Origin of the sequence: Fibrella rubiginis, assembly GCF_017353185.1 — a bacterium.
Taxonomy (GTDB): domain Bacteria; phylum Bacteroidota; class Bacteroidia; order Cytophagales; family Spirosomataceae; genus Fibrella; species Fibrella rubiginis.
Map to the genome: position 1 here is coordinate 116,676 of NZ_JAFMYV010000012.1, position 14,121 is coordinate 130,796.

General features: G+C 55.7%; 14 protein-coding genes. 13 read left to right on the forward strand and 1 reads right to left on the reverse strand.

What is annotated here, in order from left to right; translation table 11 throughout:
• Nucleotides 1-64 precede the first annotated feature (64 nt).
• The 13 genes from J2I47_RS21295 (at nucleotide 65) to J2I47_RS21355 (ending at nucleotide 11,759) form a co-directional block, all read left to right on the forward strand.
• Entirely contained in the window at nucleotides 65-754 is a 690-nt protein-coding gene (locus tag J2I47_RS21295; protein ID WP_207366638.1) for a uracil-DNA glycosylase family protein, read from the forward strand.
• Nucleotides 755-812: 58 nt separating this feature from the next.
• Complete coding sequence (locus J2I47_RS21300; protein ID WP_207366639.1) at nucleotides 813-2,105, forward strand: acetylxylan esterase; 1,293 nt, start codon at nucleotides 813-815, stop codon at nucleotides 2,103-2,105.
• A 23-nt stretch (nucleotides 2,106-2,128) separates the two neighbouring features.
• Nucleotides 2,129-2,713 (forward strand): YdeI/OmpD-associated family protein, encoded by a 585-nt coding sequence (locus tag J2I47_RS21305; RefSeq protein ID WP_207366640.1) that lies wholly within the window; start codon nucleotides 2,129-2,131, stop codon nucleotides 2,711-2,713.
• Nucleotides 2,714-2,835: 122 nt separating this feature from the next.
• Nucleotides 2,836-3,903, forward strand: a complete 1,068-nt coding sequence (locus J2I47_RS21310; RefSeq protein WP_207366641.1) for a sulfite exporter TauE/SafE family protein — start codon at nucleotides 2,836-2,838, stop codon at nucleotides 3,901-3,903.
• A 139-nt stretch (nucleotides 3,904-4,042) separates the two neighbouring features.
• Nucleotides 4,043-5,233, forward strand: a complete 1,191-nt coding sequence (locus J2I47_RS21315) for a trans-sulfuration enzyme family protein (RefSeq protein ID WP_207366642.1) — start codon at nucleotides 4,043-4,045, stop codon at nucleotides 5,231-5,233.
• Nucleotides 5,234-5,383: 150 nt separating this feature from the next.
• The gene (locus tag J2I47_RS21320; protein WP_207366643.1) at nucleotides 5,384-6,475 is read left to right on the forward strand and encodes a Gfo/Idh/MocA family protein; all 1,092 of its coding nucleotides are present in this window, start codon (nucleotides 5,384-5,386) and stop codon (nucleotides 6,473-6,475) included.
• A gap of 2 nt (nucleotides 6,476-6,477) precedes the next feature.
• Nucleotides 6,478-7,191 (forward strand): phosphoadenylyl-sulfate reductase, encoded by a 714-nt coding sequence (locus J2I47_RS21325; protein WP_207366644.1) that lies wholly within the window; start codon nucleotides 6,478-6,480, stop codon nucleotides 7,189-7,191.
• 130 nt (nucleotides 7,192-7,321) lie between these two features.
• Nucleotides 7,322-8,218 carry a sulfate adenylyltransferase subunit CysD gene (cysD, locus tag J2I47_RS21330; RefSeq protein WP_207366645.1) on the forward strand — a complete coding sequence of 299 codons (897 nt, stop codon included), beginning with the start codon at nucleotides 7,322-7,324 and terminating at the stop codon, nucleotides 8,216-8,218.
• 26 nt (nucleotides 8,219-8,244) lie between these two features.
• Entirely contained in the window at nucleotides 8,245-8,541 is a 297-nt protein-coding gene (locus J2I47_RS21335; RefSeq protein WP_207366646.1) for a nucleotidyltransferase family protein, read from the forward strand.
• Entirely contained in the window at nucleotides 8,534-8,968 is a 435-nt protein-coding gene (locus tag J2I47_RS21340; RefSeq protein WP_207366647.1) for a HepT-like ribonuclease domain-containing protein, read from the forward strand. Before J2I47_RS21335 ends, J2I47_RS21340 begins: the two co-directional genes overlap by 8 nt.
• A complete protein-coding gene (locus J2I47_RS21345) occupies nucleotides 8,968-10,227 on the forward strand; it encodes a sulfate adenylyltransferase subunit 1 (RefSeq protein WP_207366648.1) in 1,260 nt (419 codons plus the stop codon). Before J2I47_RS21340 ends, J2I47_RS21345 begins: the two co-directional genes overlap by 1 nt.
• 11 nt (nucleotides 10,228-10,238) lie before the next feature.
• Nucleotides 10,239-10,823 (forward strand): nucleotidyltransferase family protein, encoded by a 585-nt coding sequence (locus J2I47_RS21350; protein ID WP_207366649.1) that lies wholly within the window; start codon nucleotides 10,239-10,241, stop codon nucleotides 10,821-10,823.
• Between the two features lie 18 nt (nucleotides 10,824-10,841).
• A complete protein-coding gene (locus J2I47_RS21355; protein WP_207366650.1) occupies nucleotides 10,842-11,759 on the forward strand; it encodes an NmrA family NAD(P)-binding protein in 918 nt (305 codons plus the stop codon).
• Nucleotides 11,760-11,859: 100 nt separating this feature from the next.
• Here J2I47_RS21355 and J2I47_RS21360 read toward each other — a convergent pair whose 3' ends face one another.
• Nucleotides 11,860-14,106, reverse strand: coding sequence for a xanthine dehydrogenase family protein molybdopterin-binding subunit (locus J2I47_RS21360; RefSeq protein ID WP_207366651.1), 2,247 nt, complete (start codon nucleotides 14,104-14,106; stop codon nucleotides 11,860-11,862).
• Between the last annotated feature and the right edge of the window lie 15 nt (nucleotides 14,107-14,121).

The window sequence follows — 14,121 nt, forward strand, 5'->3', positions numbered from 1 at the left end:
CTGGATGTTGGACAACTCTATCCAGCGTCTAACGTCCAACGTCCAATAGCCAACATTCCCCACCATGACGTTTGCCCACCGCGCCATTGCCTATTACCTTGGCCTGAACGAACCCGACGGCCTGCCTGCGGGCGTATCGGCCATGAACCCCTACGCTGACCCCACGGTGCAGGACATTGTGCGGCAGTTCTACACCAAATTTTACAGCGACAACAGGCCCCGCGTCTACATCCTTGGCATCAATCCGGGCCGGTTTGGGGCGGGCGTGACGGGCTTGTCCTTTACCACGCCGCAGAACCTGGCCCGCTATTGCGGCATCCCAAACAACCTGCCCCCTACGCCCGAACTGTCGAGCCGGTTTGTGTACCGGGTCATCGAAGCGTTCGGAGGCGTAGAAGCCTTTTATGGGCGTTTTTTCCTGTCATCGCTCTACCCACTGGCCCTGGTCAAAGAAGGGAAGAACTACAATTTCTACGACGACAAAGCCACGACCAAAACGCTCTGGCCGGTGATGATCAATGGCCTCCGTGAGCAGATCAGTTTTGGCTGCGATGGACGCACGGTGATCTGTTTTGGTCGGAAAAACGAGGGTTTCCTCCAAAAGCTGAATGACGAAACGGGCTTTTTCGGCCGCATCGTTTCCCTCGACCATCCGCGTTATATATTGCAATACAGGTCTAAATTTATTGATCAGTATATTGATACCTACCTACAGGTGCTGAGTGAGGCCCTGCCCGATCTGGAACGGATATAGTGCGGACGGACTGCCAAAGGATCAGGTATTTATCTTCTTTCGGGTGCTTTTATCCGCAATGAAAAAGCTACTCCTGTTCCTGATCTGGCTGCCCGCCACTCTACTGGCTCAACCCGCCGAACGCCTTTACAAAGTAGTGGTTGCTCCCGACCACACCGACTGGACTTACCGCGTTGGCGAACCCGTTAAATTCACCCTTATGGTGCTGCACGACGGCAACCCGGTGAAGGGTGCCACGGTCCGCTATGAGATTGGTCCCGAAAAAATGGACCCCACCAGAAAGGAAACCGTTACCCTTACCAACGGCACAATGACCGTTGACGGAGGTACCCTGTCGTCACCTGGTTTTTTGCGGTGTGTGGCCACTACCACCGTCGACGGCAAAGATTATCGCAATCTCGGTACGGCAGGTTTCGACCCCTCGGCTATTGCCCCCACCGTTGACAACCCCGCCGATTTTGACGCCTTCTGGACCGCCGCCAAAGCTGATCTGGCCAAAATTCCGGTCGATGCCCAGATGACGCTCCTGCCTGAACGCTGCACCGCGACCGTGAACGTGTATCATGTTAATCTGCAAAACTGGGGCACGTCGGGTGCTATGTCACGCTTCTATGGCATCCTGTGTGTGCCCAAAGGAGAGGGCAGGTTTCCGGCGCTGTTACAGGTACCTGGCGCGGGCGTCAGGCCGTATCAGGGCGACATTGCCAACGCCGAAAAGGGCCTGATCACGCTGCAAATAGGTATTCACGGCGTTCCGGTTAATATGGACCCGGCGGTATACACAGCACTGGCGAACGGGTCGATCCAAAATTATCCGTCCTTTAACCTCGATGACCGCGACCGGTATTATTACAAACGTGTGTATTTGGGCTGCGTTCGGGCGGTCGATTTCCTGAGTAGCCTGCCGCAGTGCAACGCCGACCGGATCGCCGTAACGGGCGGGTCGCAGGGCGGCGCATTGAGCATAGTCACGGCAGGGCTGGATAGCCGCGTGAAGTGGCTGGGGGCCTACTACCCCGCCCTCTCCGACGTTACGGGCTACCTCCACGGACGAGCAGGCGGATGGCCTCATCTGTTTACGGGTCAAAGCGCTAACTGGACCAATAAGGCCGACAAGGTGAAGACGGTGGGTTATTACGACGTGGTCAACTTCGCCCGGCGGGTGCGGGTGCCCGGTCGGTATACCTGGGGCTTCAACGACGAAACCTGCCCACCCACGTCGATGTTTGCGGCCTACAACCTTATCACTGCCCCAAAAACACTTGAGCTTTTCCGCGATCAGGGGCACTGGACGTACCCTGAACAAAGCGAACGAATGAACGCCTGGCTGTTCGAGCAACTAAAGAAGTAAAGATCTATCACCGCCTTAGTGCTATGCCTGCTGAACTCGCCTTTTTCTACACGCCCGACCGTCAGGTTTGGCGGCAGTGGCTGGCCGATCATCACGATTCGGCACCGGGCGTTTGGTTTGTCTTTTACAAGAAAAAGACGGGTACACCCAGCCTCACGTATGATGAGGCCGTAGAGGAAGCCCTATGCTACGGTTGGGTCGACAGTCTGCCCAAAAAGGTGGATGAGGAGCGCCATGCCCTGAAATTCTCGCCCCGCAAACCCAAAAGCGTGTGGTCGAAGCCAAACAAGGATCGCGTGGAAAGACTGGTTGCCAACGGCCTGATGACCCCAACCGGCCTGACTAAAATTGAGCGGGCTAAACAGGATGGCTCCTGGGATGCGCTCAACGACAGCGACGCCCTGCTGATGCCTGCTGATCTTGACAGGGCTCTGGCTGCTGATGGTGTAGCAGCGGCCAACTTCAATCGATTTTCGCCGGGTTCGCGCAAAATCATTTTGTCCTGGATTGGCGCCGCAAAACGGCCCGAAACCAGAGCCAGCCGCATTGCCGAAACGGTCCGGTTGGCGGCGCTGGGCAAGCGGGCCAATTTTCCGGCCGACAGATAATGTGAACCTTTACGTCTGACTTTTTCTTTTACCTTTGCCCACATCACCCAAAAAAACGCCACAACTGTTGTGGCGTTTTTCATAAGAACAATACTCTACAAAGTCGATATACATAATACGTTATGCAATCAGACTCGGCTACACTGCCCGATTCATCTGCGGACTCGATCCAACAAAATCCGTTACCATTCGACTTGAACGGCTTTACGGTAACGGTGCAGGGCGTTAACGCTGACCGGCAGGCCAACGCCATCAGGGCGGCCTTCCCCACCGCCCAGGTGCGCACCGACCTCGACCCGCCGCTGTGGCGCAGGCGCACCCGCAAAGAGATTGCCATCTACGCCACAGCCGCCCTGTCGCTGATGGTAGTGGGTCATCTGCTCTTCAGCTATTTCACCCTCGACCGGCTCACATTGCTGGCCACGTCGGTGCGGGTAGAGCCGGAGTTTTTTTATTTTCTGATGGCCGGTTTCGTGGCGCAGATGATCGACGGTGCGCTGGGCATGGCCTACGGTGTAACGGCCACTACGTTTCTGATGAGTGTGGGCATCAGCCCGTTGCATGCCACGGCCAGTGTGCACAGTTCCGAAATTTTTACGTCGGGCGTATCGGGCTATATGCATTTGAAGTTCGGCAACATCAATAGTCGTCTGTTCAAAGCCGTGCTCATTCCGGGTGTCATCGGAGCCGCACTGGGCGCCTGGCTTATCTCTGAACTGTCTGCTTTTGAGCAATACGCCAAGCTATTGCAACCTGTCATTTCGGTATATACCGCCTTTCTGGGTATCCTGATTATCCGCAAAGCGTTGATCAAACGCATCAAGAAAAAGCCAATTCGCCGCATTGGTCTGCTGGCCTGGACGGGCGGTTTCCTCGACTCTATCGGCGGTGGTGGCTGGGGACCCATCGTTAATTCTACGCTCATTGCCAGCGGCCGACATCCACGCTATACGATTGGGTCGGTGAACCTGGCCGAGTTCTTTGTCTCGTTCGCTTCGTCGGTGGTATTTGCCCTGTATGTGGGTCTCGACAACTACGGACTGGTGATCCTTGGCCTGATTCTGGGCGGTAGTATTGCCGCGCCCATTGCCGCCCATCTGGCTCAGCGGTTGCCCGTAAAAACCATGATGGTGCTCGTGGGCATCGTTGTCATCATTGTAAGTTTGCGGAAGATTATCTTATTCTTTTAAAGGTTTTTTGGACAGGATTATCAGGATGGCAGGATGAACAGGATTTTTAGTTTGCGCTTCCGACATCTCAGAAGTAAAAGAGAAATCCTGTTCATCCTGCCATCCTGATAATCCTGTCCAAAAAACCTTGCTTCTCCCTATGAAAAAACAGACCAAAGCTATTCGTACCCAAACGCGGCAGACGCAGTACCGCGAACATTCAACACCGCTGTTTCTGACGTCGAGCTTCACGTTCGAGAGTGCCGAACAGGGTAAGGAATTGTTTGAAGAAAGCATCGAGGGTAATATCTACAGCCGTTTTTCCAACCCCAACGTCACCGAGTTTGTCGACAAGGTATGTATGCTGGAGGGGGCCGAAGAGGGCATCGCCACGGCAACGGGCATGGCGGCGGTGTTTGCCAGTATGGCCGCGCTGCTGAAATCGGGCGACCATATGGTGGCTTGTCGTGCCCTGTTTGGCTCGGCGCACCAGATCATCACGCAGATTCTGCCCAAGTGGGGCATCACCCATACGTACGTCGATGCCACCGCCACGGAAGCCGAATGGGATGCCGCCATGCAGCCTAATACGCGGATGGTGTACCTGGAAACGCCCTCGAATCCCGGTCTGGAACTGGTTGATCTGGCCATGCTGGGGCGGTTGAAGGAAAAACACGGTTTCATTCTCAACGTCGACAACTGCTTTGCCACGCCAATTCTGCAAACCCCATTGGACTTCGGAGCCGACCTGTCGGTCCATTCGGCTACTAAGTTCATGGACGGACAGGGCCGGGTGCTTGGGGGCATTGTGGTGGGCCGCGCCGAGTTGATTGCCCCCATCCGTTTCTTTGCCCGGCACACAGGTCCGTCGCTCTCGCCGTTCAATGCCTGGACCTTGTCGAAGAGCCTGGAGACGCTTGAATTACGGATGGAACGGCATTGTTCCAACGCGCTGGCGCTGGCCGAAAGCCTCGACAGTCACCCCGACGTGGCCGTAGTGAAGTACCCGTTTTTACCGTCGCACCCGCAGTATGAGCTGGCAAAAGATCAGATGAGCGCGGGTGGGGCCATCGTGACGATTGAACTGGAAGGCGGTTTCGAGCGGGTACAGGCGTTTATGGAAGCCCTGGAAATCCCGACGCTTTCGTCTAACCTCGGCGATTCGCGCACTATCGTGACCAACCCCAACACGACCACCCACGCGAAGCTGAAACCCGACGAAAAAGCCGCACTGGGCATCACGCCGGGCCTAATCCGCATCTCCGTCGGCCTCGAACACATCGACGACCTGATCGCCGATTTTGAGCAGGCTGTTACGGTGAGCGCAGACGCGGTGAAGGAGCGGGTGTAATGTCTTTTTTGTCATCCCGACGACAGGAGGGATCTACTTTCTTAACGCGTAACTGTGAATCAGGAAAGTAGATCCCTCCTGTCGTCGGGATGACAAAAAACCGCCCCAACCACTGCCAAAACAAACTATACAAGCTATTACCTATCCATCATGCTCATCCGTTCTCTCATCCTCTTATCTCTGCTTTTCGCCCAAATTGCCATCGCGCAAACGACCCAGAAACCACTGCGGGTGGCCATTGCGGGGTTGTCGCACGCGCACGTGCATGAGATTCTGAATCGGCTGAAACGGCCCGGTCTGGAACTGGTGGGCATTTACGAAACCGACCGCAACCGCGCGGCTACGCTGTCGAAACAATATGGCTTCGACATGGCGCTGGTCTCGCCTGATTTGAAGGCTATGCTGGAGAAAACCAAACCCGAAGCTGTGCTGGATTTCGGTCCGATCAATACCCATGTGACCACCGTAAAGGTGGCCGCGCCGATGGGTATCAACATCATGGTAGAGAAACCACTGGCTACAAAATACACGGACGCTGTAGACATGGCGGCGCTGGCGCGGAAGCACAAGGTACAGTTATTGACCAACTACGAAACCACCTGGTACGGCAGCAATCACCACGCCTACGCCGTGGCCCATACCGACAAAGCCATCGGCGACATTCGCAAGATTGTAGTGCATGATGGCCACGAAGGCCCGAAAGAGATTGGCTGCAATCCTGAATTTCTGGCGTGGCTCACCGACCCCGTGGGCAATGGCGCGGGTGCCCTGTTCGATTTCGGCTGCTACGGGGCTAACCTGTCGACGTGGCTGATGCAGGGTCAAAAGCCCCTGTCGGTGGAGGCGGTGACGAAGCAAATCAAGCCCGACGTGTACCCGAAAGTGGATGATGACGCCACGATCCTGCTGAACTACCCCAAAGCACAATCCATCATTCAGGCGTCGTGGAACTGGCCTTTTTCGCGCAAAGACATGGAAGTGTATGGCCAAACCGGCTATGTCAATACCATCGACGGTACGCGGATGCGGATTCGGCTGAAGGGCGAGAAGGCAGAAAAGGCGGTTGAAGTACCCCAATCCGAAGCTCCCGCCACCGACCCGTTTACGTACCTGAGCAAGCTCCTGCACAACGAAATCAAACCCGACGCCCTGACATCGCTCGAAAACAACCTGATTGTCGTTCAAATATTAGATGCCGCCCGCGAGTCTGCCAAAACGGGACGGGCGGTGATGCTGAAATAACCATGACCACAACCACCTCACATACTCTCGATTCCCTCACCGCTGAGCTAACTGGTCTCAACGAAGTAGACGCTCTGCGGAAGCTGACCGATCTGTTTCCCGGCCAGGTTGTTTTCTCGACCAGTCTGGGCTACGAAGATCAGGTGATCACCGACCTGATTGCGACTAACAATGTACCTGTTCGTTTTTTCACGCTGGACACCGGTCGGATGTTTGGCGAGACGTATTCGGTCTGGAACAAAACCCTCGGCCGTTACGCCATCACCATCGACACGATGTACCCCGACGCGGCGAAGGTAGAAGCCATGATGACCACCAAAGGGCCGTACAGCATGTACGAATCGGTCGAGAACCGGAAGGAGTGCTGCGGTATCCGCAAAGTAGAGCCACTAAACCGAGCGTTGGCGGGGCAGAAAATCTGGATCACGGGCATCCGCGCCGAGCAGTCGAACAACCGACACGACATGCCGCAACTGGAGTGGGACGAAGCACATCAATTGTTCAAATTCCACCCCCTTATGCGCTGGACGTTCGACGACGTAAAAGCTTACGTAAAGCAGCATAACGTGCCCTACAATCCGCTGCATGACCGGGGCTTTGTGAGCATTGGCTGCCAGCCCTGTACCCGCGCCATCCAACCCGGCGAAGACTTCCGCGCGGGCCGCTGGTGGTGGGAAGACAACTCAAAAAAGGAATGCGGACTACATGCAAAATAATTGGCGAATGAGTGAATGAGTGATTGAGTGAATGTCTGGAAGCCGCTACGCGGATGTACATATAAACGCTCCGCGTAGCGGCTTCCAGACATTCACTCAATCACTCATTCACTCATTCACTCATTGACCTATGGATTACCTCGATCAACTCGAATCGGAAGCGATTCACATTATGCGGGAAGTGGCCGGGCAGTTTGAACGGCCTGCGCTGCTGTTTTCGGGCGGGAAAGACTCGATTACGCTCGTGCACCTGGCCCGGAAGGCGTTTCGTCCCGGCAAATTTCCGTTTCCGCTTGTGCACATCGACACAGGGCATAACTTTCAGGAAGCCCTCGATTTTCGCGACTGGCTGGCCGACAGTCTGGGCGAACGGCTCATTGTCCGGTATGTGGAAGACACGATCAGGACCAAAAAGCTGAAGGAACCAACGGGCCGCAACGCCACCCGCAATGGTCTGCAAACATTCACCCTGCTCGACACCATCGAAGAGTTTGAGTTCGACGCCTGCATTGGCGGGGCACGACGCGACGAAGAAAAAGCGCGGGCCAAAGAGCGGGTGTTTTCAGTGCGCGATGAGTTTGGCTCGTGGGATCCCAAACGGCAGCGGCCCGAACTCTGGAACCTCTACAACGGGCGCATTCACAAGGGCGAGAACGTGCGTGTGTTCCCCATCTCAAACTGGACCGAACTCGACGTCTGGAATTACATCCGCCGCGAAAACATCGCTCTGCCGAGCCTGTATTTCGCCCATGACCGCGAGTTGCTGCTACGCGATGGCAAGCTGATGGCGACCGCCGGCAATGTAATTCAGCCCGAAGCCGATGACGAGCGCGTGACCCGGAAAGTGCGTTTCCGCACCGTAGGCGACATTTCCTGCACCGCCGCTTCCGAGTCAGGAGCCGAAAGTCTGGACGATGTAATCGCCGAAATTCAGGCTACCCGCATTTCCGAACGCGGCGAAACCCGCATGGATGACCAACTCTCCGAAGCCGCCATGGAAGACCGGAAGAAAGGCGGTTATTTTTAAACGGAGTAACCCATTATCTTTATTCTATGACTATCAGTATCAGCGACTTTCAGACATTGCAGGCCTACCTGAGAGAACACAACATCTTTGGTCGATTCGGCCTAAGTCGAATCGGTGTGTTTGGGTCGTTTGTCAGGGGTGAGCAATTCCGGGATATTGACCTGCTGATTGACGATGACATTCCATACAAGCAGTTAATTGCCCTCCGCGACGAATTGCAGACCGACCTGACAGTCCCCGTTGATTTGATGATTCGCCGTTACGCCGAACCAATCATTCTACGAAGTGCGCTGAGGGATATTCAATATGCAGTCAATGCCTAAAACAGACCTTGTTTATTGCCTGCGTATACGGGAAGCTGTAGGCAAGATTGAGCTATACGCATCAGGCTATTCGGAACCATATGCATTTTTCGAGGCGAATGATCAGAAGGATTTTAACGCCTGTCTGTTGATGCTGCTTCACATTGGCGAACAGGTTAACAAAATTAGTGAGTTGCTGAAACGCACGTACGAGCAGTTACCCTGGCAAGCAATCAAAGGCTTTCGCAATCTGATCGCGCACGGTTATGTTGGCGTTGACCGACTCATAGTTTTTGATCTACTCCAGCAGCAACTTCCCGCACTAAAGCAATACCTCGAACATATTATTCGAACAGAACTTCAGCAAGGTACTTTCGACAAAATGGATTACACCCTGTCGAAAGACAGCAGCTATTATCGGCATATCGAATTTGACAAAATCGCCTGATGGACCTCTTACGCTTTATTACCTGCGGTAGCGTTGATGATGGGAAAAGCACCCTCATTGGCCGACTGCTCTATGATTCAAAATCAATCCTGGCCGACCAACTGGAGGCCGTGGAAAAAGCCTCCAAAAGTCGCGACCGGAACGCCGGTGCGGACGGGAAAGTTGACCTGGCGCTGTTGACCGACGGCCTGCGCTCAGAACGCGAACAGGGTATCACTATCGACGTGGCTTACCGGTATTTCCAGACCACGGCCCGGAAGTTTATCATTGTGGATGCGCCGGGGCACATTCAATACACCCGCAACATGGTTACGGGCGCGTCGAACTGCCAGTTGGCCATTGTGCTCATCGACGCACGGCATGGCGTGGTAGAGCAGACGCGGCGGCACTCGCTGATTGCCTCGCTGCTGGGCATCAAGCACGTGGTGGTGGCCGTGAACAAGATGGACCTGGTTGGCTTTTCGGAAGACGTGTTCAGCAATATCTGCATTCAATATGCCGAATTGGCCCGGAAGCTGACCATCCCCAACATTACCTACATTCCGCTGAGCGCCCTCAACGGCGATAATGTAGTCGATGCGTCGACGAATATGCTGTGGTATACGGGCACGACGTTGCTCCATCACCTCGAAACCGTAACGATCAATGAAGACGAAAGTCTGCTGCATGGGCGCCTGCCGGTGCAACTGGTGATTCGGCCCCAAACGGCCGAACTGCCCGATTACCGGGGCTATGCGGGCAAAATCACCTGCGGATCGTTTCGCGTGGGCGAGGCCGTTACAGTGCTGCCATCCGGCGAGACGTCCACGGTTTCGCGCATTGAAAGCAATGAAACCAACGTGGCGGAAGCGCATATCAACCAGTCTGTCATTTTGCACTTGGCCGACAACATTGACGTCAGTCGGGGTGATCTGATTGTGCCCTCGGTGGGCCAGCCGGTGGTGTCGCAGGACGTAGAAGCCATGCTCTGCTGGATGGACACCAAGGCGTTTTCCGTGGGCAGCAAATACGTGTTGCAGGTAGGCACGGCCCGCACACGCTGCTCGGTACGGGCCATCCCCTACCAGCTCAACATTGAAACGTATGAGCAAATTGAAGACGTAGATACGTTAAAGCTCAACGACTTGGCCCGTGTGGTGCTCCGTACCGCCCAGCCCATCGCCTTTGATCCCTACACCCAAAACCGCGCCAACGGTGGGGCCATTCTCATCGACGAAACCAGCAACGTGACAGTAGGTGCGCTGATGCTGGCAAACTAAGTCCACTAGTTATGCAAATCGCCACGATCATTCTCGCCGCCGGGGCATCCTCCCGCCTGGGCGAGCCCAAACAATTACTGCTCGAAAACGGGCAGCCCCTTGTGCGCCGCATGGCCCAAATGGCTATTGACCTTAATGCCGGACCGGTGGTCGTGGTGGTAGGGGCCAATGCCGACGCCGTGACCGAGGCCCTGCATGACCTCCGGGTTCGTCATTTGCTGAATCCCGACTGGGAAACAGGCATGGCAAGCTCGATCAGGGTTGGCGTGGAATTGCTGGAAAAGACCAGGCCAGAGGCCATCCTGGTGCTGCTGACGGATCAACCCTACGTTACCCGCGCGCTGCTGGAGCGACTCGTTGAACAGGCTACGTCAACCCACAAAGCGATTATTGCCAGTCAATACGGCGACGTGCATGGCGTGCCCATCCTTTTCCGACCCGCTTATTTCGAGGCCCTGAAATCCCTCACCGGCGATACTGGTGCCCGTAAACTCGTCCAAAACCACCCCGACGATGTTGCTACTGTGCCATTCGAGGAGGGTGCTATTGACCTGGACACGCCAGAAGACGTGGCGAAATGGCGGGAGGAACAATAAACCACTACCTTGGGCGTAATGAAACAACCAATTGTAGTAGCCGGAGCAACGGGTAATCTCGGCGGACGCATTGTGCGCGAACTGCTCAAAAAAGAGGCTAATGTACGCGTGCTGGTCCGGCCGGGTAGTGACCGGGAAAGGGTAGCCAATCTGCAAAAAGAAGGGGCGGTGGTGATCACCATCCGCAGCTGGAATGTAGCTGAACTGACGGAAGCCTGCCGGGGTGCAGCCTGTATTGTGTCGGCGCTGTCGGGCTTGCACGACGTGGTTGTCGATGCGCAGAAGGTGTTGCTCGATGCCGCTGTCAACGCAAACGTACTCCGCTTTATTCCATCCGACTTTTCGATTGATTTTACCCGGCTCCCCGCTGGCCGAAACCGCAACCTGGACCTCCGTCGCGAGTTCCACACGTACCTGGACAAGGCCCCCATTGCGGCTACGACCATTTTCAACGGTGCCTTTGCCGAATTGCTGACGGGCGACATGCCGCTTGTTCTGTTTAAACTAAAGCAGATTCTCTACTGGGGCAACGCCGATCAGCGCATGGACTTCACCACCATGGACAACGTAGCCACGTTTACCGCCAACGCCGCCCTCGATCCTACTACACCGCGCTACCTGCACATTGCCGGTGATCAGATCAGTGCCCGCCAACTGGTGCCCGTTGCTGGTGAGGTGACCGGTACCAAATTCAGCCTGCTCCGTCCCGGTGGCCTGGGTTTGCTCAGTATGCTGATCAAGATCGCCCGCACCGTGGCTCCCGGTGGTAATGACCTCTACCCCGCCTGGCAGGGCATGCAATACATGCGCGACATGCTCGATGGCCGCGCCGAAATGAAGACCCTCGACAACAACCGCTACCCGGGTATTAAGTGGACAACCGCGCGGGACGTACTGGCAGCGCATCAGGTAGTCCAAAAATCGACTATGAAGTAGTAGAAATGACCTGTTTCTAAGCCAGGCACACAGCTATGCCAAACGCGCAAGGCCCGGACATGACGATCCGGGCCTTGCGCGTTTGTGCACTTGCGTTGCTTTAATACAACACCCGGTCAATCGTGATGGGCAGGTCGTAGATGCGTTTGCCGGTGGCATGGAAAACGGCGTTGGCGATAGCGGCGGGCATGGCAACAAGACCAATTTCACCAATGCCTTTGGCACCCAGCGGGTTTACGATCTCGTCGTGCTCTTCCACGAAAATTACGTCGAGATCGTGAATATCAGCGCAAACGGGCATGTGGTATTCGGCGAGGTTGTGGTTCATAAACCGGCCATAGCGATGGTCCATTTTGCTGTCTTCCTGCAAGGCGTGACTGATGCCCCACACCATACCCCCGATGATCTGACTGCGGGCCGTGCGTGGGTTTAGAATTTTACCCGCGGCAATGGCACTCACCGCCCGCGTCACCGTTACCGTGCCCAGGTCCTCGTCTACTTCCACCTCCACAAACGCCGCCGAGTGGGTATGGCGCGAGTATTTTTTCAACTCCAGAGGATTAGGCATCGACGTCGACGTTTCACTTACAGCCCGACCTCCGTTCAGGCTTACGATGTCGGTAAGCGACATGGCAATCGATGGATTTTCTCTCAGGGCCATCTGTCCGTTTCTGAAGATAACCTCCTTGAAATCAGCATTGTGAAAAGGCGACTGGCTACTTTTTCGGGCCAGCTTAAAGAGTGTCTTTTTCAAATCCTCGCACACCTGCTTCACAGCAGACCCTACCGTTGAGGCCGTCCAGGAGCCGCCCTGAATGGGGGCCATGGGCATGTCCGTGTCGCCAAGCCTGAAGATCACATCCTCAATGGGCATGCCCATGGTATCAGCGGCAATCTGCGTCATGATCGTGTAGGTACCCGTGCCAATGTCGGCGGTGGCACTGCTGACACGGAGCTTTCCGTTGACGGTCAGCAATGCTTCGGCGCGGGCAAACATCCGGCTGGCATCCCAGATGCCGGTGGCCATGCCCCAGCCCACCAGCACATCGCCACGCTTGGTAGCGCGGGGTTCGGGATTGCGACTGGCCCAGCCAAAACGCTCAGCCCCCTGCCGGAAACATTCACGGAGTTCTTTGCTCGAAAACGGCTTATCATCCTCCGTCCAGTCTTTCTCCGAGTAATTTTTCAGCCGTAATTCCACCGGGTCCATGTTCAGTTCGTAGGCCAGGGCATCCATCGCCGTTTCAATGGCATGGTCGCCGGTGACGCCGCCGGGAGCGCGCATGTCGAGGGGCGAATACAGGTCGAGCGATTTCAGTTTGTATTCCAGCGTAGCGTCCGGCACGTCGTAGAGCATACCCGACCAGTTGACCACCACTTCGGTGTAATCTTCAAACTGCGACGTAGCGGCAATGGCTCCATGTTTCAGGGCCGTGATGGTACCATCAGCAGCAGCGCCCAATTCAACGTCCTGCACCGTCTGGGGGCGGTGGCCGAAGGTAAACATCTGCTGCCGGGTGAGCGTAACCCGCACCGACCGCTTCAGTTCTTTCGCCGCCATCACAGCCAGAAACAGCTGGTACTGAGGGCGTAGCCCCGATCCAAAGCCGCCGCCCACGTAGGGAGAGATGACCCTGACCTGGTCGAGCGAAAGGCCAAAGATTTGTTTCACATAGAGTTGACTGTTGGGCGCACCCTGTGTTTTGTCGTAAATCGTGAAGTACGGTTTGCCCTTTTTTTCTCCCTCATACACCACCGTTGTGCCAAACATCTCCATAGGGTTGTGGTGCTGTGGGCCGTGTACGTGGTGCGCTTTAATCGAGACCGGGGCCTGTGCCATCGCCGCGTCGGCATCACCGCGGGGCTTGGGTGGCAATGGCTTTATGAGCGTCGCCATGCCAATACTCGGTTCACGGCCTTCCGATAAATGAGCTTCCAGGTCCGTTTCGTGGGTCTCTTCGTCATAACTCACCTCAACCAGCGACGCGGCGTAGCGGGCCAGTTCAAACGTTTCGGCCACGACCAGGGCCACAGGCTGGCCGCTGTACTTGATTTTCGCATCGTGCAAAGGCCGAAACGGTGACCCCGGCGGGGCATCCTGATCCTTGTAGCTCATGTCAAACCAAGCGGTGTGGGGCCGGTTTTCGTGCGTAAACACCGTCAGCACGCCGGGCAGGGCCAGCGCCTTCGACGAGTCGATGCGGGTGATTTTTCCCTTGGCAATCGTACCCGATATCACATACCCGTAGGTCAGGTCAGGCACGTTGAACTCGGCGGCGTATTTCGCCTTGCCAGTCACTTTATCTCTGCCGTCAACGCGCTTGACGGGCTGTCCAATGTAGGTCATATCTTGGAGTGTTTA